Genomic DNA, 20,515 nt, shown 5'->3' on the forward strand with positions numbered 1-20,515 from the left:
TTAGAGGCTAAATACAATGAGTAAAGAAATTTTAGCGGTAGCAGAAGCGGTATCGAACGAAAAAGCGGTACCTCGTGAGCGTATCTTTGAGGCTCTTGAGATTGCTCTAGCAACTTCTACAAAGAAAAAATACGAAATCGAAATCGACGTACGTGTTGCCATTGACCGTAAAACTGGTGAGTTTGTGACTTACCGTCGTTGGTTAGTTGTTGATGATGTTGAGAACCCTACAAAAGAGATCTCACTAGAAGCAGCACAGTACGAAGATGACTCAATCGAGCTTGGCGACTACGTAGAAGACGAAATCGAATCAGTAACGTTTGACCGTATTACGACTCAAACGGCTAAGCAAGTTATCGTACAAAAAGTTCGTGAAGCTGAACGTGCACAAATCGTTGAGCAGTTCATCGACAATGAAGGTGATCTAATCACTGGCGTTGTGAAAAAAGTAAACCGCGACACAATCGTACTTGACCTTGGTAACAACGCTGAAGCGGTAATCCTACGTGATGACCAACTTCCTCGTGAAAACTTCCGTCCAGGCGACCGCGTACGTGGCCTTCTTTACAAAGTCGCGCCAGAAGCACGTGGTTTCCAACTGTTCATCACTCGTTCTAAGCCTGAAATGCTGGCAGAACTATTCCGTGTTGAAGTGCCTGAAATCGCTGAAGATATTATCGAGTTGAAAGGCGCGGCACGTGATCCTGGTTCTCGCGCTAAGATCGCTGTCAAAACAAATGACAAACGTATCGACCCTGTAGGTGCGTGTGTTGGTATGCGTGGTGCACGTGTACAAGCTGTTTCTGGCGAACTTGGTGGTGAGCGTATCGATATTGTGCTTTGGGATGATAACCCAGCTCAATTCGTTATCAACGCAATGGCGCCAGCTGATGTTGCTTCTATCATCGTTGATGAGGATGCACACTCAATGGACATCGCAGTTGAAGCTGACAACCTAGCGCAAGCTATCGGTCGTAACGGTCAAAACGTGCGTCTAGCATCTCAACTAACAGGTTGGGAACTGAATGTTATGACAGTTGCTGATCTTCAGAAGAAACACGCTGAAGAATCACAAGCATCTATTGAAAACTTCATGAAGTACCTAGATATTGAAGAAGACTTCGCTCAACTTCTTGTTGAAGAAGGTTTCTCAACGCTAGAAGAAATCGCATACGTGCCAGTTAACGAGCTACTAGAAATCGATGGTTTGAATGAAGAACTAATCGAAGAGCTTCGTGGACGTGCAAAAGATGCACTAACGACGATAGCACTAGCACAAGAAGAGTCTTTTGAAGGTCTAGAACCAGCTGAAGATCTGCTTGCACTTGAAGGTCTTGAGCGTGAGATGGCATTTAAATTGGCAGCGAAAGGTGTAGCGACACTGGAAGATCTTGCTGACCAAGGTATTGACGATTTAGAAGGTATCGAAGGCCTGACCGAAGAACGTGCAGGTGAGCTAATTATGGCCGCACGTAACATCTGTTGGTTCGGCGAAGAAGCATAATTTTCGGCAAGGAGGAAGCGGCATGACACAATTAACAGTTAAAGCACTGAGTGATGAGATTGGTACGCCAGTCGACCGCTTGATTGAACAACTTGCTGACGCTGGCATTAAAAAGGCGAGCTCTGACAATGTTACTGATGAAGAGAAGCAGAAGCTTCTCTCTCATCTAAAGAAAGAACACGGTGATAAATCAGGTGATTCAGAGCCGACTCGCCTTACGCTTCAGCGTAAAACTCGTAGTACACTTAGTGTGAACGCGGGTGGTGGTAAGAGTAAGAATGTTCAGGTTGAGGTGCGCAAAAAACGTACATACGTGAAGCGCAGCACAATTGAAGATGAAGCGAAACGTGAAGCTGAAGAAGCAGCACAACGTGAAGCAGAAGAAGCAGCAAAACGTGCAGCAGAAGAAGCTGCAAAACGTGAAGCTGAAGAAGCTGCAAAACGTGAAGCTGAAGAAGCTGCAAAACGTGAAGCGGAAGAAAAAGCGAAACGTGAAGCTGAAGAAAAAGCGAAGCGAGACGTAGATACGAATGCACAACGCAATGCTGAAGAAAAAGCAAAGCGTGATGCTGAAGAGAAAATTAAGCAAGAAGCAGCGCGAAAAGAGGCCGACGAGCTTAAACGTCGTCAGGAAGAAGAAGCTAAGCGTAAGGCTGAAGAGGAAAGTCAGCGCAAGCTTGAAGAAGCTCGCGAATTGGCTGAAAAGAATAAAGAGCGTTGGTCTGCTGCAGAAGAGAAAAAGGGTGATATGGAAGATACAGATTACCATGTAACGACTTCACAATACGCACGTGAAGCCGAAGATGAAGCAGATCGCAAAGTAGAGAGCGGTCGTCGTAAGAAGAAAAAAGCTTCAGGTAAAGACGACCAAGCTCGCGGTGGCCGTAACAACCAACGTGGCGGTAGAGGTCGTAAAGGCAAACTTGCTAAACCGACTTCAATGCAGCATGGCTTTGATAAGTCAGCAACGGTTGCTAAGCAAGACGTTGTAATTGGCGAAACGATCGTTCTATCAGAACTTGCTAACAAGATGTCGGTTAAAGCGACAGAAGTTATCAAAGTAATGATGAAGATGGGCGCTATGGCGACTATCAACCAAGTGATCGACCAAGAAACAGCACAACTTGTTGCTGAAGAAATGGGCCATAAAGTAGTTCTTCGTAAAGAGAACGAACTGGAAGAAGCGGTACTATCTGACCGTGACACTAACGCGGAAGCAGTTCCACGTGCTCCAGTTGTTACTATCATGGGTCACGTTGACCACGGTAAAACGTCAACACTTGACTACATCCGTCGCACACACGTTGCTTCTGGCGAAGCGGGTGGTATTACTCAGCACATTGGTGCGTACCACGTTGAAACAGACAATGGCATGATCACGTTCCTTGATACTCCTGGACACGCAGCGTTTACTGCAATGCGTGCTCGTGGTGCTCAAGCGACAGATATCGTTGTTCTTGTAGTTGCAGCAGACGATGGCGTAATGCCACAAACAGTAGAAGCGATTCAGCACGCGAAAGCGGCAGGCGTTCCTCTAATTGTTGCTGTGAACAAGATCGATAAAGAAGACGCGAACCCAGATAACGTTAAGAACGAGCTTGCTCAATACGACGTTATTCCTGAAGAGTGGGGCGGTGAGAACATGTTCGTTCACATCTCTGCTAAACAGGGCACAAACATCGATGGTCTTCTAGAAGCAATCCTTCTTCAGTCTGAAGTTCTTGAACTTACAGCTGTAGCTGAAGGCATGGCATCTGGTGTTGTTGTTGAATCTCGCCTAGATAAAGGTCGTGGTCCAGTTGCAACAGTACTTGTTCAATCAGGTACACTAAACAAAGGCGACATCGTTCTTTGTGGTCAAGAATACGGCCGTGTTCGTGCAATGCGTGATGAGCTAGGTAAAGAAATTACTTCGGCTGGCCCATCTATCCCTGTAGAGATCCTAGGTCTTTCAGGTGTACCATCTTCAGGTGATGAAGCAACAGTAGTTCGTGACGAGCGTAAAGCGCGTGAAGTAGCTAACTACCGTGCTGGTAAGTTCCGTGAAGTGAAACTTGCTCGTCAGCAGAAATCTAAACTAGAGAACATGTTCTCTAACATGACTGCTGGTGAAGTTGCTGAACTTAACGTTGTACTTAAAGCAGACGTTCAAGGTTCTGTAGAAGCAATCGCAGACTCACTAGTTAAGCTATCTACTGACGAAGTTAAAGTGAACATCGTTGGTTCTGGTGTTGGTGGTATTACGGAAACTGACGTAGTACTAGCCGAAGCTTCAAACGCAATCATCCTTGGCTTTAACGTTCGTGCAGATGCTTCTGCTCGCCGTGCTGTAGAAGCCGCAGCTGTTGACTTACGTTACTACTCAATCATTTACCAATTGATTGACGAAGTGAAACAAGCAATGGGCGGTATGCTTGCTCCAGAATTCAAGCAAGAGATCATTGGTCTTGCTGAAGTTCGTGACGTGTTTAAGTCACCGAAACTGGGCGCTATCGCAGGTTGTATGGTTACAGAAGGTGTGATCAAGCGTAACAACCCAATCCGTGTACTACGTGATAACGTTGTTATTTACGAAGGTGAACTAGAGTCACTACGTCGTTTCAAAGATGACGTTCAAGAAGTTAAGAATGGCTACGAATGTGGTATCGGCGTTAAGAACTACAATGATGTTCGCGTTGGTGACCAAATCGAAGTCTTCGAAATCGTTGAAATTAAACGTACTCTAGACTAATTGACTAAAATTACTAATATTGTCTTTGAAAGATAAGTAGTAATTGGTTGTTGAATACACCATGGGGGGCTGGCTTTGACCAACCCCCCATTCTTTCTATATAAGAGTAAAGATATGTCAAAAGAATTTAGCCGCACGCAGCGCGTTGCACAGCAGCTGCAAAAAGAACTAGCGATGATCCTTCAACGTGAAGTTCGTGACTCACGCCTTGGCATGGTAACGATCTCAGACGTAGAAGTTTCTCGTGACCTTGCTTACGCAAAAGTATTTGTAACCTTCCTATGTGTGGGTGAGCAAACACCAGAATCATGTCTAGCTGCACTACGCGAGCACGAAGTGCACATTCGCATGATGTTAGGTAAGCGCATTCGCCTACGTCTAACGCCAGAAATCCGCTTCCATTATGACAATACGCTTGTTGAAGGTATGCGTATGTCTAACCTAGTGTCTGAAGTGGTAAGCTCAGACAAGAAAAAGCAAAAAGATTCTGGTCGTGAGGACGAAGAATAATGGCTCGTCGTCGTAAAGGTCGTCCAATTAATGGCTTTATACTGTTGGATAAACCAACAGGTATCTCTTCCAATGATGCACTGCAAAAAGTAAAGCGAATCTACTTTGCTGAGAAAGCAGGCCACACTGGTGCCTTGGACCCATTAGCGACAGGCATGCTGCCAATTTGCTTGGGTGAAGCGACGAAGTTTTCTCAGTTTCTTCTAGATTCTGATAAACGCTACCGTGTGATCGCAAAGCTTGGTGAACGTACCAACACGTCTGACTCGGATGGTGAAGTCGTAGAGACACGTCCAATCGATGTTACGTTAGACAAGCTAGAAGCGTGCATTGAGAAGTTCCGTGGCGAATCTGATCAAGTACCTTCCATGTTTTCAGCGTTGAAATATCAAGGGAAACCCTTGTATGAATACGCTCGCAAAGGCATCGAAGTTCCGCGTGAATCTCGTAAGATCACGGTATACGAGATTGTTCTTCACCGTTTTGAAGGCGATGAAGTCGAGATGGAAGTTCATTGCTCAAAAGGCACCTACATTCGTACCATCGTGGATGACCTAGGCGAAATGTTAGGTTGTGGTGCGCACGTAACTATGCTTCGACGCACTGGTGTTGCGAAATACCCTTACGAGAAGATGGTGACACTTGAGCAACTGAATGAGTTACTAGAGCAAGCACACCGTGAAGAACGCGCTCCTCGAGAACTACTGGACCCATTGCTGTTACCAATGGATACAGCGGTAGAAGACTTACCAGAAGTCAACTTAGTGCCTGAACTGGCGGATATGGTTCAGCATGGGCAACCTGTTCAAGTATTTGGTGCGCCTACCGAAGGCTCACTTCGCCTTACCATGGGTGAAGAGCGTTTGTTTATTGGCGTTGGCGAAATGAACGAAGATGGCAAAATCGCTCCTAAGCGATTGGTTGTGTTTCGAGATGACGTCGCATCCAAGTAAATGATTGAAAATACCGACCTGAGTGTCGGTATTTTTATATTGCACGAGATAGGAAATTTCCCTATAATCCGCGCTTCGCGTAGCGGCTGAATCAGAGATTGGCTGCTACAACTTTAAACCTACTCTTATTAGGAGAGAATTATGTCTCTGAATGCAGAAACTAAAGCAGCAATCGTTGCAGAATACGCACAAGGCGAAGGCGACACTGGTTCACCAGAAGTTCAAGTAGCTCTACTTACAGCTTCTATCAACCACCTACAAGGTCACTTCAAAGCGCACAAAGGCGATCACCACAGCCGTCGTGGTCTTCTACGCATGGTTTCTCGTCGTCGTAAGCTTCTAGATTACCTAAAAGGTAAAAACCTAGCTCGCTACCAAGACCTAATCAAACGTCTAGGCCTACGTCGCTAATCAGCGACTGCATAGCAGTTTGTCTAAAAAGGGGCTTTATGCCCCTTTTTTGTTGCCTAAATTTAGCCAAATTAGACTTATGCCGTTATAATACTGGCGGCTAAACCTCGTAAGAGGTTTTCTCAAAGCTCATAGCATTACAGTCAACCACGTCGACCAAAAGGTCGCGACTATTCAAAAGGAATTTCCGAGTTTCTTTTTACTAGTCGCGATTCGTAATGTCTTGAGTGTCAATTAACACATCTAAGATTTCTTTAAGCACTAAAGGAAGATTAGAAACAAGGAATAACAATGTTCGAAAAACCAGTTGTTAAAACGTTCCAGTACGGTAACCACACAGTTACTTTAGAAACTGGCGTTATTGCACGTCAAGCTACAGCAGCAGTTATGGTCACAATGGATGATACGTCTGTATTCGTATCTGTTGTAGGTAAAAAAGAAGCCGTTGCAGGTCAAGACTTCTTCCCACTAACGGTTAACTACCAAGAGCGTACTTACGCTGCGGGTAAAATCCCAGGCGGTTTCTTCAAGCGTGAAGGTCGTCCTTCTGAAGGCGAAACGCTAACAGCTCGTCTAATCGACCGTCCAATCCGTCCGCTATTCCCAGACGCGTTTAAAAACGAAGTTCAGGTTATCGCGACAGTAATGTCTGTAAACCCAGATGTTCAGCCAGATATCGTTACAATGATCGGTACTTCTGCTGCTCTTGCTATCTCTGGCATTCCATTCAACGGCCCTATCGGTGCGGCGCGTGTTGGTCATATCGATGGTCAGCTTGTACTTAACCCTAGCCAAACTGAACTAGAAACTTCTAAGCTTGATCTTGTTGTTGCTGGTACAGAATCAGCCGTACTGATGGTTGAATCAGAAGCGGACAACCTAACTGAAGAAGAAATGCTAGCAGCGGTTGTTTACGGTCATGATCAACAACAAGTTGCTATCAAAGCTATCAACGAATTCAAAGCAGAAGTAGCAACTCCTGCTTGGGATTGGGTTGCTCCTGAAGAAAACACAGCACTTAAAGATAAGATTGCTGAGCTAGCAGAAGCGAAGCTTGTTGAGGCTTACAAAATCACTGAGAAGATGGCTCGTTACGACCGTATCAATGAGATCGCTGCGGAAGTAAATGAAGTTCTTCTTGCTGAAGATCCTGAAGCGGATACAAAAGAAATTCACACTATCTTCCATGATCTAGAGAAAACAGTCGTACGTCGTAGCATCATCGCGGGTAATCCTCGTATTGATGGCCGTGAAAAAGACATGGTTCGTGCACTAGATGTACGCACTGGTGTTCTTCCTCGCACACACGGTAGCGCACTATTCACTCGTGGTGAAACTCAGGCTATCGTGACGGCAACTCTAGGTACTCAGCGTGATGCTCAAATCATTGATGAGCTAACAGGCGAGCGTAAAGATCACTTCCTACTGCACTACAACTTCCCTCCATACTGTGTAGGTGAGACTGGTTTTGTAGGTTCTCCTAAGCGTCGTGAAATCGGCCACGGTAAACTGGCTAAACGTGGTATCGCAGCAGTAATGCCATCAGTAGATGAGTTCCCATACACAGTACGTGTTGTATCGGAAATCACTGAATCTAACGGTTCATCTTCAATGGCTTCTGTATGTGGTACGTCTCTTGCGCTTATGGACGCAGGTGTGCCAATCAAGTCTTCTGTTGCGGGTATCGCAATGGGCCTTGTTAAAGAAGGCGACGACTTCGTTGTTCTTTCTGACATCCTTGGTGACGAAGACCATCTAGGTGATATGGACTTTAAAGTAGCAGGTACTAACACTGGTATCACTGCTCTTCAAATGGACATCAAGATCGAAGGCATCACTAAAGAAATCATGCAAATTGCGCTTAACCAAGCTCAAGGCGCACGTAAGCACATCCTATCTGTAATGGATGAAGCAATCTCTGGTGCCCGTGAAGACATCTCTGAATTTGCTCCTCGTATTCACACGATGAAGATCAGCGCAGAGAAGATCAAAGACGTTATCGGTAAAGGTGGTGCAGTTATCCGTGCTCTAACTGAAGAGACTGGTACAACTATTGAAATCGAAGACGACGGTACTATCAAGATTGCTGCAACTGAAGGCACTGCTGCGAAAGAAGCTATCCGCCGTATCGAAGAGATCACTGCTGAAGTTGAAGTTGGCCGTATCTACACGGGTAAAGTTGCACGTCTAGCTGACTTCGGTGCATTCGTAACGGTTCTTCCAGGCAAAGATGGTCTCGTACACATTTCTCAAATCGCCGAAAAACGTGTTGAGAAAGTGTCTGACTACCTAGCTGAAGGCCAAGAAGTTCAAGTTAAAGTTCTTGAAATCGACCGCCAAGGCCGTGTACGTCTAAGCATGAAAGAAGCGGTAGAAAAGCCAGCTGAAGAAGCTGCTGCTGAAGCACCAGCTGCGAAAGACGAGTAAGACAAAATGAGACTTTCAGCCTTTTATTAGATTAAGGGCCTGAAAGCATGTTATAAAAGGGGAGCATTTTCGCTCCCCTTTTTTTGGTTTATTTCGACGCATTAACCTCAAACAAGGTTATCGCCTATATTGCATTAAGAGAAATAAATTTTGAGCGGTCCAAACAGGAGTATCAATTAGTGAAATGGTTTCAAACCGCAAGTTTATGTGTTGCTATCGCGCTGACCGGTTGTGCAAATACTTCTCAGCAATCAGCACAAAAGTGGCTATATCCACCGATGGCGGTGCCACTTCAGCCTAGCGTTCAACAAGAAGTACAAATCGCGCGTTTATCGCAGTTGCTACAACGTCCTGATCTCAGTGATGAAGTACGCGCTAAAATGCATTATGAGCGCGGTAGCTACTACGATAGCGTTGGTTTGCGTGATCTTGCCCGTTTGGACTTTAACCAGTCTTTGCAGTTGAATCCTGCTCAACCGGATATCTTCAATCTTTTGGGGGTGTATTTCACCCAAGTGGGTGAGTTTGACGCGGCTTATGAAGCGTTTGACTCGACCATAGAGTTGGCTCCGGATAATACCTATGCTGAGCGCAACCGTGCGATTGCACTGTATTATGGTGGCCGAATCGATCTCGCTTTAGAAGATATGACCAAGCACTATCAAGAAATGCCAACGGATCCTTTTCGTTCATTATGGCTGTACATCATCGAAGCTGAGCAAAATCCAGAGCAAGCAAAAGCCAATCTTCAACAGCGTTATTTACGAGATCGTAGTGAAGAGTGGGGATGGGTTCTTGTTGCCATCATGCTGCGAGACGTCTCGGACGAAGACGCTCTTAAAGCCATTATGGATGGAACGAGAGAGAACTATCGCCTAGCTGAACGATTGACGGAAACGTATTTCTACCTTGGAAAGCGTAATCAGCTTGAAGGTGACATCGCAAGTGCCATCTCACTTTATAAGCTCGCGATTTCGTTTAACGTTTATGATTATGTTGAGCACCGTTATTCCTTCTTGGAACTGGCACAAATCTACGATCAATTACAGCAAGACAGATTGGCCAAGCTAAAGGCCGCTAAAAAGCAGGAAATGGAATGATTTAGAGCCGCTCGATGAGAGCGGCTTTTTTTATGATTGAACTTGATGAGTGACTCATTTAAAATAGTTAGCCTTGCTAACTAAGTGGTGGTGGATTTTATGGCACTAGAAGAAAGCTTGATTGATTTAGAGCGTTTTTGCGCCAAAGCTTGGCGTGTTTATGCCAAAGAAGATCCGTTATCACATCTAAGCTTTAATGAGTTCGATTATTTACGTGTGATTCAGGTTTACCCTGAGGGTGTACGAATAACCGATCTTGCAGAAGAGTTGCAAGTGACTAAGCCTTCCGCATCGACAATGGTTGTTCGTTTGGAAAAAAAGGGTTTGGTGAAACGCATCGCATGTAATGAGGATGCCCGTGCTAAGCGTGTATTGCTGACAGAAGAAGTCGCAGAAAAAATGTCTTTGGAGCAGGTGGTTTACAAAGATATCTCTGAACAAATGATGCAACAATTAAATCAGCAAGAAGCTGAGCAGTTACAAGCTTTACTGAATAAAGCATTGAGCAATAAGTCATTTTAAATTAAACCAAAGGCCTCCGCTGTACGCATTAGCCTTTGGTGTTTCATTTTTCTTTTATTTAATTTAACCATTTAGTTAGTCTTGCTAATTAAATGGTTAGCTTTGCTAACTACTGGTGGCAGTCATGCAAAACTCAATTTATAGACAGTTTTGGAAATATACGATTCCAACCGTCGCAGCAATGCTCGTGAACGGTTTATATCAAATAGTTGATGGCATTTTTATTGGCCGTTATGTTGGTGCTGACGGATTAGCAGGGATCAATGTTGCGTGGCCGATCATCGGTTCTATCCTCGGTATAGGGATGATGATTGGGGTGGGGACTGGTGCGCTAACGTCGATTAAGCAAGGAGAAAACGATCATGAAGGTGCGAAGCGTATTTTAACGACCGGATTGGGGTTGTTAGCGATATTGATGCCGGTCGTTGCTACCATATTGTTCTATTTTGCTGATGAATTTATTCGCTGGCAGGGGGCGGAAGGGCGAGTGTTTGAACTCGCGCTGCAATATCTGCATATTCTGATTGTCGCGTGCGTATTTACGCTAGGCTCTATCGCGGTTCCATTTCTTTTACGCAATGACGACAGCCCGAACTTAGCAACGATGCTGATGGTCATCGGTGCCGTCATTAATATTGTATTAGACTACGTATTTATTGCTTGGTTGGGGTGGGAGTTAACCGGAGCGGCCATTGCTACAGCGCTGGCACAATTGGTGGTAACCGTGCTTGGTATTGGTTACTTCTTTACTTCAAAAGCGACCTTACGCCTTCGAATCAGTGACTTTAAGTTTCAAGTTGATGTTGCACCAAAGATTATAATGATCGGTACATCTAGCTTCTTTATGTACGCGTACGGTTCTGTGATGGTGGCAATGCACAACGCATTATTTGCTCAGTACGGAAGTGCAATGTTGATCGGGGCGTATGCTATTTTGGGGTACATCGTGACGGTTTACTATCTGATTGCAGAGGGAATCGCGAACGGTATGCAACCTCTAGTGAGCTTCAATCACGGGGCGCGCAACCCGGCGAACGTCAGAAAATTACTGCAAGTCGCAATGGGGACATCTGTGCTTGGTGGTGTAGCGTTTGTGGGTTTGATGAACCTTTTCCCGTACGAGTTGGTCTCGGTGTTTAACAATGCTGATCAGCAGTTGATTGATAGCACGGTGATCGGGATTCGTTTACACATGTTTGCGTTGTTCCTAGATGGCTTTTTAGTCGTGGCGGCTGCGTACTACCAATCGGTAAACAAAGGCAGCAAAGCCATGTTTGTGACACTAGGCAACATGTTGGTTCAACTGCCGTTTTTATTCGTTATGCCGAAACTGTTTGGCGTGACAGGCATTTGGCTGGCTTTCCCATTGTCCAATATTGCGCTGAGTTTAGTCGTGGTCAGTATGTTGTGGCGGGACGTGAAAAAGCTGCTAAACGAAACTTCGGCTGAGCCAACAGTGCAAGCCTGTTAACAATGGCTGATAGAGAAAAGCGAGGTTGGGCCTCGCTTTTCTTTTTTGGAGAGCTAAATGTTTTTTACTTCTAAGCCAGCTAGCTGATGCCAATAGCCATTGCATTGGCGGCTTTCAAGTTTTTCAGGGTTGTCGCCGTGCTCGTTTGAGCGAAAATGCTCTAACTCAGAAAGTGTACTCACACCGAGAGGGCTTAAGCGGACCACATCAACCAGCCCTTGCATGCTTGGTAAGTCATTGATCAGGTTATAACAATACCCTGATTGCGTTTGAATGCCGTTAAGGTTAAAGACTTCTTGCCCTTCTTGGCTACTGACCTGGATTCCTGTTGGGTATTTGATACAGCAGGTTTCGCAATCGTCTTTCGCTCGGTTTTCAGCTCGGGCTGTGAAACAGCGAGCGGAATACGCTAAAGGTAAATAACCGTGGCTAAATACCTCAACTTCAAACTTGTTACGAATACCCAGCTCGTCACACTGAACTAAAGTATCGTTTAACCATTCGCGAGAGAGCTCGACAGGCATGCACCAACGCATCATACCTTGCTTCAAAAATAAGTTGAGCGTGTGTGCGTTATAAGTATTGATTGCAGGACCAACGACGAAAGGCACTTTATGCTCTGATGCTAATTGAACCGCCGATACGTCATTAGCCTCAATGGCGAAGTCACCGTTATTGATGTACTTCTTCATGATGTTTACTTCACTCGGTGCTTCCAGTAGCGCCATCGTAGAGATAACGACTTGTTTGCCAGAGGCAGATAAGTCTTTAGCGATTTCCAACCAGTGGGCTGATTTCATTTCTCTGCGTTTAGAGCAAACCGATTCACCCAGGTAAATAATGTCTGCAGAGCTTTGTTTTGCTTGTTGGTAGAAGGCTTCTACATCTTGTTTTGGCCAAAAATAGAGTAGTGGGCCAAGTGCGTATTTCATTGAGTTATCCATCTTAACCTCTACTGCCATTTACGGTGGTAAGCACCTAAGGTGGTTTGCGTTCCTTCCGACACATTTGCGAGCGTCGCATCCCATGCGGCTTCAACTTGGTAAGCTTCTGGGTTGGCTTGGTAGCGATCAATCGCGGCTCGCCATGTTCGAGTGACTTGCTCTACGTAAGCTGGGCTGCGTTGGCGCCCTTCAATTTTTACAGATGCGACATTAGCGGCAAACAGTTCTGGCAGCATCGAAAGGGTGTTCAAACTGGTTGGCTCTTCCAGAGCATGATAGCGTTTTTTCTCACCATCAATTTCTGTTTCAAAACGACCTTTACAAAGTGTAGGGTAGCCCGCGTTTTCTCCTGCGCAGTAGCGGTCAATTAGGATATTGTTTAGACGAGACTCAAGACCTTGTTCAGTTTCTTGCCAACGAACGTATTTGGCAGGAGAACAGGCACCCACAGTGTTTGGTGACTCACCCGTCATGTATGATGACAAATAACAACGGCCTTCGGACATAATACAAAGGCTACCAAAAGCAAAGACTTCTAATTCGACATCGCTAGTGATGTTGCGCGAAAGCTGTTTCACCTGATGAATCGATAAGACGCGAGGTAGTACCACACGTTTTACGTTGAAGTTTTGTTTATAAAAATCAATGGCTGCGACGTTAGTCGCTGATGCTTGCACTGAAAGGTGTAGTTCCAGATCGGGATATTTGCGAGCCGCGTACTCCAGCACTGCAATGTCTGCAACAATCAGCGCGTCCACACCCAGTGCCGCTGCATTGTCTACCGCGTTCGTCCAGCGCTCAAAGCCATTGGGATGAGCGAAGGTATTCAACGCGACATGAATTTTTTTGTCGCGGTCGTGAACGTATTGCACCGCTTTTTCTAACTTTTTGCCGTTAAAGTTGAGGCCAGCAAAGTGACGGGCGTTGGTATCATCTTTGAAGCCAATGTAGACGGCATCGGCACCGCAATCAATCGCAGTTTTTAACGCAGGCAGGTTACCCGCGGGACACAAGAGTTCCATATGCTCACAATCATTGAGAATAAAAAGGTGTCCGCATTTTATGAAGAATTATGAATAGCGAAATTGACCTAAGTTAGGTTTAGCTCAATAAAGTCGATATTTACCCCTTGAGAGTAAGGGTATCGAGTCGGGGTTAGTTCTTATGACGACGATTCTGTACAAACAGCTCTTCAATTTCATGTTTTGGCTGTGGGCGATAAAAATGGAATCCTTGAATCGCATTACATTGAAGGTTAGAGAGCAAAGTAGCTTGCTGGTGGGTTTCCACCCCCTCGGCAACGACCGTCAAGTCGAGTGACTTACCCAGATTAATGATGTTTTCAATCACAGTGACCTGTTTGGGTAGCGTGTCGATATCGTTAATAAACGCGCGGTCGATTTTTAGCTCGTCGATAGGGAAGCGCGCTAAGTAGGAAAGGGAAGAGTAACCGGTACCAAAGTCATCGATAGAGAGGGCGAAGCCCAGCTTCTTAATCGCATTCAGCATTTGCAGTGTATGCTCGCTATCACTCATCACGGCACTTTCGGTTAGCTCGAAGGTAATGCAGCTTGGGTCAAGCTCGGTAGTGCGAAGTAACTTTTCCATAAAGTCGATCAGCTGTGGGTTACCAAATTGCTCGGGAGAGAGGTTGATAGCGACACGACCTGGCAGTATGCCTTGTTGTTTCCAACGTTTTACCGTATTGAAAACATCACGCATCACGACGCGTCCAAGGTGTTCGATTAACCCTGCACGCTCGGCGACAGGAATGAATGAACCTGGGCTAATGTAACCTTCGACAGGGTGTTTCCAACGAACGAGCGCTTCGGCACCGTTAATACTGAAGTCACGCGCGTTAACCTTTGGTTGATACCACACTTCTAAACCGTTCTGCTGCAATGCTTTTTGCAGTTCGATTTCAAGCCACAAACGCATGCGCGCTTCTTTGTTCATCTGGTCGTTAAATTTGATCAGGCGATTTCGGCCACGATCTTTGGCTTCATACATCGCTGTATCGGCATTTTGTAGCAGGATTCTCGCATCTTGCCCGTCTTCAGGGTAACGAACGCTACCAATTGAGCACGCAAGGCGTTTACTGAAGTGGTGCAAGTCGAAAGGCTGGTTGATCAACGAGATAATGCGATCTGACAAAATTTCAGCCATGCGGGTATTTTCTGGTTCTGGCAGAATGACGCCAAACTCATCGCCACCCAAATGACCAATAATCGCTTGATTTGGCAGCAATCGTTTAAGACGGGCCGATACCTCTTGAATCACTTTATCGCCAATGTGGTGACCAAGTGAGTCATTAATGTTTTTGAAGTTATCGATATCCAAATAGAACACCAGAAGCGGCGTTTGCTTTTTGATCAGCTGTTCCAAACGTTTGGTAAAACCAAAGCGGTTGTAGAGTTTGGTGAGCGAATCAATATGCATGTCTTCATTCGATGCAGAAGACAAATTCTTAGGTGTATCGTCAGCGTCTTGGATCAAGATGATTTGAGACTCGCTGCCTAATATCGCCGTGGAATCAGCGTGTAACTGAACTTTTCGTTCAAAGCCACATCTCGCGCTGGTTAAGCAAACAAAAGGCTTGTCAGAAATTAATGTACTCAAACGATGACTAAACACTTTCTTGCTGTTTTCATCGATGAATAAACGGCTGAGCTCTTCGCCTAGCAACTCATGGGGAGAGTTCAGTCCCAGAAGGCGTGCTGATGCAGGGTTGGCAGAGATGATAATGTCATCTTCGATAAGCAGCAGACCGTCAGGCAGTAGTTGTGTTAATTTCGCAAACTTACTTTCGGACTCCTCTAAGGAGCGTACGAGGATCTGCTTTTCTGAAGTATCCACGGCGTGAAAAACGACAAAGCGAATTTCGTTACCTTCAAAAACCGGTGACAGACTAAAGTGCAGGCTGGTTTCAAGGTCGGTTTCATCGAGGGTGATTTCGGCTTCGACATGCGTTCCTTTGAATGCACGCTGATAGTAAGGGGCCAGCTTTTTATAAAACTGCTCACCCAGTACCTGGCAATCGTTTAAGCCGATGATTTCCTCATGACTTAAACCTGCGATATCGCAGTAACGGTCACTTACCATTCGATAATTGTGTTTTTTATCAAGAATAGCAAAGAAGAAAGGGCTATTTGAGGTTAGCGTGGCAAACCAATGTTTTAATTGCTGGGAAGGCATTAGGGTATTACCGATCTCCAATGAGCCAGATTATTCGTCCGTGTATAAAAAGCGACACCCTGATAAGCCTGCGGCGGTCTACTATCAAGTCCAGTATCGCTTGCCATTAAAGGGCTCGCGGTTTTAACTTTACAGTCGACAATCACATGGATACGCTCAGATAACTATAACTTTGAAAATACGGTTGTAAAAGTGTTTATCCACCTGTTCGCATCAATAATACACGTAACTTCAAAAAAAGAAGCGTTAGTGAACAATAATCAACCAATCTAAAATAAGCACTTTATTGATACATAACAGTAATCTCATTGCCACGATTGCTTAATATAGGCAACCTAATGACAAAGTAACGGATAATGAACGTGTTAAACAAGATTCGCAGTCAACTAGTAAAGAACGCAGCCAACATTTTGCGTTCTCCAGTCCAGTTATTACCACAGCCAATTCAGCAAAAAGCATTGCTGGAAGGGCTAAAAATGGTGTTTAAAGAAGCCTTGGAAGATGGTGACTTTGAGTTCCTTGAAGACAAGTGGTTAAAAGTTGCGATTAAAGACTTGAACTTAGCATGGTACATCAGCTATCAAGACGAAAAATTAGTGGTAGCTGAAAAACCAGTTCAGGAAGATGTGAGTTTTAGTGGTAATCTAAACGACCTAGTACTGATAGCTGGTCGTAAAGAAGACCCTGACACACTGTTCTTCCAACGTCGTCTTTCAATTGAAGGCGATACTGAGCTTGGCTTAGAAGTGAAAAACTTAATGGACAGTGTCGACTTAGAGCAGTTACCGAAAGCAATGCAAGTCGCTTTGAATCAATTGGCTGATTTTGTTCAGAAAGGAGTTCAAGCGCCTGCACAACCAACCGGAGTAGCGAATGCTTATTCGAACTGAAGCCCCTGCGGACATTCTTACCATTGACCGCTTATTGAAACACGCCTTCCCGACGGAAGCTGAAGCTAAGCTTGTGATGCGTTTGCGCGAAAACAGCAAATTCACACTTTCCTTAGTCGCGTGTACAGATGAGGGAGAGGTGATAGGCCATGCTTTATTTAGCCCAGTGACCTTAAATGGTGAAGATTTGTCGTGGCAAGGGCTGGCGCCATTGGCTGTTCATGAAGATTACCGTCGCCAAGGCATCGCTGCAGAGTTGATCAAAGAAGGTTTTGATTCACTTCGTGATTTTGGCTATCCAGTGTGTGTGGTGTTGGGCGATCCTGATTATTACGCGCGCCAGGGCTTTCAATCATGCGACGAGATGGGATTCGAATGCGCTTGGGATGTTCCTAAAGGTGCATTTCGTATCGCAGAGTTGGTCCAAGGTCAATGTGCCGGACACTCCGGACGCATAGATTACGCGCCAGAGTTCTCTGAACTGTAAATGAAAGAAGCCCACTAACTCAGTGGGCTTCTTTCTTAGTTCATTGAAAACTGAGATAGGGAGATTAGGATGGCTGGTCACTTTTCTTCTTACCCCAAACCTCTATTTTTGCTTTCTTACTTAGCCCTAAAACATTGAGTTTTCTGCTGCCCCAACTGCTGTAAGTCATTTCAATCTGTTTTAGCTTCGCTTCTTTTGAGCCAGGAAGGCTCCATGCACGAGTCGATAATCCACTTGTTAGCACACCCATAGAGGTTAGCTTTTTCTCACTACCGTCCGTCATCACGACTTTTAAGTCGTTAATGTCTACCGTGCCCTGCACACATTTCAGTTTAATTTTACTGAAGCTGCGATTTCGGAATAGACTATTTGGTGTCACGGTATCCGTTTCTGTTTGGAATTTGACGGTTTTCGTTGCAATCAGCTCCCACTCATCGCTGCTATTAGCAAAAACACTCATGCTGGTGGTGGCTACCAGTGCGCAAAGCAGCAGTGTAGGTAAGAATTTCATAATGTACCTCATATGTTATACCTACGGTGTGGCCATTGTCATAGGCAGAACAGTTCAATCATTCCAATGTATTGAGGTGTTCCTTGAAGTCCTTTAGGTATAATCACGATTATTTGTTAGGATTGCCCTCGTTCAAATAGGTGACGGAAAATGTCAATTAACGAGAAACAGTATTTACACGAAATGGGCATCAGCACATGGGAGCTGGTACACCCAGATAGATTGGCAGGTTACCAATCGCCAAAAATCGATTTGCAAAGTTCTTGCAAACTCCTGTTGATCTCTCCGGTATGTCCAGAGAATGAGACGGCGGTTTTGTTTGAAAACATCCTAAAGAGTATGAAGTTAACGCTTGACCAAGCGTTACATATTGAGCCAGAGCGATTTCCATTACTTGGCCAGCACGAGCTTGAGTGGGTTTGGTTTGCAGGGTGTGAAGCCGAAGTATTGCCTGACACTAAACCGCTGACATCGCCATTGTTGCAAGATGTGGATGGGAATACCCAACAAAAACGTGCACTTTGGCAACAGATTTGTTCTTACAACAATTCGAGCAAATAAGCATTAATTCCCGTTTTACTGCAATTGGTATTGCACATGAACCCCTAGGTAAATAATGACAACTAAAATCTTACCAATGTGCGCTGAGCACTTAGATCAAGTTTGGCAAATTGAGCAGCAAGCACACTCGCATCCGTGGGCAGAGTCTTTGGTACGTGATTTATCCAGCCGTGGAGCATGTCATCATGTGATGCTCGATGGCGAGATGGTGATTGGCTACTTCTATGCGCAGAATATTGTCGGTGAAGTTACGTTGCTGAATATTGCTATCGCGCCGCATCTTCAGGGTAAAGGCTATGGTCAAAAACTTTTGGATGCGTTTTTAGAACATTGTGAGCAATCAAAAGCGGAGAGTGCTTGGCTTGAGGTGCGAGAGAGTAATAAGCCTGCTATTTATATTTATGAACAAGCTGGATTCAATGAAGTTGATCGACGTCATAACTATTACCCTGCGAAAACTGGCACGGGAAAAGAAGATGCGATCATCATGAGTTATCTCTTCTTTCACTAACGTTAACGCATCCCATAAGGGAGGTCGCCCCTAAAGCGATCAGTTGCCCCTGAGGCAATAATAAGCGAGAATACCGCGCAATATTGAATCTAAAAAGCGTGTTTGCTTTTCGAGCAAGCATTCAGACATCAAAGAAGACCAGTTTCATGTCAAATACACCTTTTCTAAGCGAAGTGTCTAAACGTAGAACGTTCGCTATTATTTCTCACCCGGATGCGGGTAAAACCACCATTACTGAAAAAGTCCTTTTATTCGGAAACGCGATTCAAAAAGCAGGTACGGTTAAAGGTCGTGGTAATGCACAGCACGCAAAATCAGACTGGATGGAAATGGAAAAGGAACGTGGTATCTCGGTAACCACGTCTGTGATGCAGTTCCCTTACAATGATTGCCTGGTAAACCTACTTGATACTCCTGGACACGAAGACTTCTCGGAAGATACATATCGTACTCTAACGGCAGTCGACTCGTGTTTGATGGTTATCGATGCTGCGAAAGGTGTCGAGGATCGTACTCGTAAGCTGATGGAAGTAACCCGTCTACGCGATACGCCAATCGTGACCTTTATGAACAAACTTGACCGTGACGTTCGTGATCCAATGGAAGTATTGGACGAAGTAGAAAACGAATTGGGCATGATGTGTGCGCCTATCACGTGGCCAATCGGCTGTGGTAAAGAGTTTAAAGGTGTGTATCACATTCACCGTGATGAAACGATTTTATACGAATCTGGTCACGGTCATGAGATTCAAGAAGTTCGAATCATCAAAGGTCTAGATAACCCAGAGCTTGATGAAAAAGTCGGTGCAGGCCTTGCGGAAAGTGTTCGAGAAGAGCTTGAGCTTGTTATGGGTGCTTGCCCTGAGTTTGATTTGGAAATGTTCTTAACAGGTGACCTGACGCCAGTTTACTTCGGTACCGCATTAGGTAACTTCGGTGTAGACCACATGCTAGATGGTCTAACAGAGTGGGCGCCAGCACCGAAAACGCGTCAGGCGGTTGAGCGTGAAGTTGAAGCGACAGAAGAGAAGTTCTCTGGTTTCGTATTCAAAATCCAAGCAAACATGGACCCGAAACACCGTGACCGTATCGCATTCATGCGTATTGTATCGGGTACTTACACGCAGGGTATGAAGATGAACCACGTTCGTCTTGGCAAGCAGGTGAGTATCTCTGATGCAGTAACCTTTATGGCTGGTGACCGTTCACGTGCAGAACACGCTTACGCGGGTGACATCATTGGGCTGCATAACCACGGCACTATTCAAATTGGTGATACTTTCACGCAAGGTGAGTCACTGAAGTTCTCTGGTATTCCAAACTTTGCGCCTGAATTGTTCCGTCGTATTCGTTTGAAAGATCCACTAAAGCAGAAACAGCTACTAAAAGGCTTGGTGCAACTATCAGAAGAAGGTGCGGTACAGGTATTCCGTCCACTACAAAACAACGATCTGATCGTTGGTGCCGTTGGTGTACTTCAGTTCGATGTTGTTGTGGCTCGTTTGAAGTCTGAATATAACGTTGAAGCGATTTATGAAGGCATTAACGTTGCAACTGCGCGTTGGGTTGAGTGTGATGATGCGAAGAAACTGGATGAGTTCCAACGTAAGAACCAAGCAAACTTAGCATTGGATGGTGGTGATAACCTAACGTATATTGCACCAACAATGGTTAACTTAAACTTGGCGAAAGAGCGTTTCCCTGATATTGATTTCCGTGCGACGCGTGAGCACTAATCAAAAAGCGGTTTGGGTAAGCTTTAACGCAAACTAGATTTTAAAACGCCC

Annotated in this window: 18 protein-coding genes; 14 read left to right on the top strand and 4 right to left on the bottom strand. The window is 45.1% G+C overall.

Translation table 11 applies throughout. The features are described from left to right. Nucleotides 1-16 precede the first annotated feature (16 nt). The 9 genes from nusA (at nt 17) to NL643_RS02375 (ending at nt 11,629) form a co-directional block, all read left to right on the top strand. On the top strand, nt 17-1,504 hold the full coding sequence (gene nusA / locus NL643_RS02335; RefSeq protein WP_005380084.1) for a transcription termination factor NusA: 1,488 nt from the start codon (nt 17-19) through the stop codon (nt 1,502-1,504). A 22-nt stretch (nt 1,505-1,526) separates the two neighbouring features. Beyond that, nucleotides 1,527-4,235, top strand: coding sequence for a translation initiation factor IF-2 (gene infB, locus NL643_RS02340; protein ID WP_012841448.1), 2,709 nt, complete (start codon nt 1,527-1,529; stop codon nt 4,233-4,235). Between the two features lie 114 nt (nt 4,236-4,349). Next, nucleotides 4,350-4,745 (top strand): 30S ribosome-binding factor RbfA, encoded by a 396-nt coding sequence (gene rbfA / locus NL643_RS02345; protein WP_005394657.1) that lies wholly within the window; start codon nt 4,350-4,352, stop codon nt 4,743-4,745. Next, nucleotides 4,745-5,698: a tRNA pseudouridine(55) synthase TruB gene (gene truB / locus NL643_RS02350; RefSeq protein WP_253643846.1), complete on the top strand. Its 954-nt coding sequence runs from the start codon at nt 4,745-4,747 to the stop codon at nt 5,696-5,698. Before rbfA ends, truB begins: the two co-directional genes overlap by 1 nt. A 141-nt stretch (nt 5,699-5,839) precedes the next feature. Then, on the top strand, nt 5,840-6,109 hold the full coding sequence (gene rpsO, locus NL643_RS02355) for a 30S ribosomal protein S15 (protein WP_005380094.1): 270 nt from the start codon (nt 5,840-5,842) through the stop codon (nt 6,107-6,109). 291 nt (nt 6,110-6,400) lie between these two features. Beyond that, a complete protein-coding gene (gene pnp, locus NL643_RS02360) occupies nt 6,401-8,536 on the top strand; it encodes a polyribonucleotide nucleotidyltransferase (protein ID WP_005394655.1) in 2,136 nt (711 codons plus the stop codon). 179 nt (nt 8,537-8,715) lie between these two features. After that, nucleotides 8,716-9,636 carry a lipoprotein NlpI gene (gene nlpI / locus NL643_RS02365; protein WP_005394654.1) on the top strand — a complete coding sequence of 307 codons (921 nt, stop codon included), beginning with the start codon at nt 8,716-8,718 and terminating at the stop codon, nt 9,634-9,636. Between the two features lie 99 nt (nt 9,637-9,735). Beyond that, complete coding sequence (locus NL643_RS02370; protein ID WP_005394653.1) at nt 9,736-10,158, top strand: MarR family winged helix-turn-helix transcriptional regulator; 423 nt, start codon at nt 9,736-9,738, stop codon at nt 10,156-10,158. A gap of 124 nt (nt 10,159-10,282) precedes the next feature. Next, nucleotides 10,283-11,629, top strand: a complete 1,347-nt coding sequence (locus NL643_RS02375) for an MATE family efflux transporter (RefSeq protein ID WP_253643847.1) — start codon at nt 10,283-10,285, stop codon at nt 11,627-11,629. Nucleotides 11,630-11,682: 53 nt separating this feature from the next. Here the strand turns inward: NL643_RS02375 and NL643_RS02380 are convergent, their stop codons facing one another. From NL643_RS02380 to NL643_RS02390, 3 genes are all read right to left on the bottom strand, one after another. Then, on the bottom strand, nt 11,683-12,561 hold the full coding sequence (locus tag NL643_RS02380) for a U32 family peptidase (protein WP_053809267.1): 879 nt from the start codon (nt 12,559-12,561) through the stop codon (nt 11,683-11,685). A 20-nt stretch (nt 12,562-12,581) separates the two neighbouring features. Further along, on the bottom strand, nt 12,582-13,595 hold the full coding sequence (locus NL643_RS02385; protein WP_124008478.1) for a peptidase U32 family protein: 1,014 nt from the start codon (nt 13,593-13,595) through the stop codon (nt 12,582-12,584). A gap of 133 nt (nt 13,596-13,728) precedes the next feature. Next, nucleotides 13,729-15,768, bottom strand: coding sequence for a bifunctional diguanylate cyclase/phosphodiesterase (locus NL643_RS02390; RefSeq protein WP_253643848.1), 2,040 nt, complete (start codon nt 15,766-15,768; stop codon nt 13,729-13,731). 362 nt (nt 15,769-16,130) lie between these two features. Between NL643_RS02390 and NL643_RS02395 the strand changes: the two genes are divergently transcribed. Then, a complete protein-coding gene (locus NL643_RS02395; protein ID WP_005394645.1) occupies nt 16,131-16,658 on the top strand; it encodes an SCP2 domain-containing protein in 528 nt (175 codons plus the stop codon). Beyond that, the gene (locus NL643_RS02400) at nt 16,642-17,145 is read left to right on the top strand and encodes a GNAT family N-acetyltransferase (RefSeq protein WP_253643849.1); all 504 of its coding nucleotides are present in this window, start codon (nt 16,642-16,644) and stop codon (nt 17,143-17,145) included. The genes NL643_RS02395 and NL643_RS02400 overlap by 17 nt, the downstream gene beginning before the upstream one ends. 64 nt (nt 17,146-17,209) lie before the next feature. Here the strand turns inward: NL643_RS02400 and NL643_RS02405 are convergent, their stop codons facing one another. Then, a complete protein-coding gene (locus NL643_RS02405; protein ID WP_253643850.1) occupies nt 17,210-17,656 on the bottom strand; it encodes a hypothetical protein in 447 nt (148 codons plus the stop codon). 150 nt (nt 17,657-17,806) lie between these two features. Here NL643_RS02405 and NL643_RS02410 point away from each other — a divergent pair, with 150 nt between their 5' ends. From NL643_RS02410 to prfC, 3 genes are all read left to right on the top strand, one after another. After that, entirely contained in the window at nt 17,807-18,217 is a 411-nt protein-coding gene (locus NL643_RS02410) for a DNA polymerase III subunit psi (protein WP_005394642.1), read from the top strand. Nucleotides 18,218-18,272: 55 nt separating this feature from the next. After that, the gene (gene rimI, locus NL643_RS02415; protein ID WP_005394641.1) at nt 18,273-18,728 is read left to right on the top strand and encodes a ribosomal protein S18-alanine N-acetyltransferase; all 456 of its coding nucleotides are present in this window, start codon (nt 18,273-18,275) and stop codon (nt 18,726-18,728) included. Between the two features lie 146 nt (nt 18,729-18,874). Beyond that, nucleotides 18,875-20,464 (top strand): peptide chain release factor 3, encoded by a 1,590-nt coding sequence (gene prfC / locus NL643_RS02420; protein ID WP_012841453.1) that lies wholly within the window; start codon nt 18,875-18,877, stop codon nt 20,462-20,464. Nucleotides 20,465-20,515 lie beyond the last annotated feature (51 nt).

Source organism: Vibrio sp. Y42_MX_L11 (assembly GCF_024181785.1).
Taxonomy (GTDB): Bacteria; Pseudomonadota; Gammaproteobacteria; order Enterobacterales; family Vibrionaceae; genus Vibrio; species Vibrio diabolicus.

Excerpts from the sequence above, each read along its gene's own strand:
- NL643_RS02390 (WP_253643848.1), bottom strand. The coding sequence starts at position 15,768 with ATGCCTTCCCAGCAATTAAAACATTGGTTTGCCACGCTAACCTCAAAT.
- NL643_RS02385 (WP_124008478.1), bottom strand. The coding sequence starts at position 13,595 with ATGGAACTCTTGTGTCCCGCGGGTAACCTGCCTGCGTTAAAAACTGCG.
- nusA (WP_005380084.1), top strand. The coding sequence starts at position 17 with ATGAGTAAAGAAATTTTAGCGGTAGCAGAAGCGGTATCGAACGAAAAA.
- NL643_RS02370 (WP_005394653.1), top strand. The coding sequence starts at position 9,736 with ATGGCACTAGAAGAAAGCTTGATTGATTTAGAGCGTTTTTGCGCCAAA.
- rimI (WP_005394641.1), top strand. The coding sequence starts at position 18,273 with ATGACAACTAAAATCTTACCAATGTGCGCTGAGCACTTAGATCAAGTT.
- NL643_RS02405 (WP_253643850.1), bottom strand. The coding sequence starts at position 17,656 with ATGAAATTCTTACCTACACTGCTGCTTTGCGCACTGGTAGCCACCACC.
- rbfA (WP_005394657.1), top strand. The coding sequence starts at position 4,350 with ATGTCAAAAGAATTTAGCCGCACGCAGCGCGTTGCACAGCAGCTGCAA.
- prfC (WP_012841453.1), top strand. The coding sequence starts at position 18,875 with ATGTCAAATACACCTTTTCTAAGCGAAGTGTCTAAACGTAGAACGTTC.
- truB (WP_253643846.1), top strand. The coding sequence starts at position 4,745 with ATGGCTCGTCGTCGTAAAGGTCGTCCAATTAATGGCTTTATACTGTTG.
- NL643_RS02410 (WP_005394642.1), top strand. The coding sequence starts at position 17,807 with ATGTCAATTAACGAGAAACAGTATTTACACGAAATGGGCATCAGCACA.
- NL643_RS02380 (WP_053809267.1), bottom strand. The coding sequence starts at position 12,561 with ATGAAATACGCACTTGGCCCACTACTCTATTTTTGGCCAAAACAAGAT.
- NL643_RS02375 (WP_253643847.1), top strand. The coding sequence starts at position 10,283 with ATGCAAAACTCAATTTATAGACAGTTTTGGAAATATACGATTCCAACC.
- rpsO (WP_005380094.1), top strand. The coding sequence starts at position 5,840 with ATGTCTCTGAATGCAGAAACTAAAGCAGCAATCGTTGCAGAATACGCA.
- infB (WP_012841448.1), top strand. The coding sequence starts at position 1,527 with ATGACACAATTAACAGTTAAAGCACTGAGTGATGAGATTGGTACGCCA.
- pnp (WP_005394655.1), top strand. The coding sequence starts at position 6,401 with ATGTTCGAAAAACCAGTTGTTAAAACGTTCCAGTACGGTAACCACACA.
- NL643_RS02400 (WP_253643849.1), top strand. The coding sequence starts at position 16,642 with ATGCTTATTCGAACTGAAGCCCCTGCGGACATTCTTACCATTGACCGC.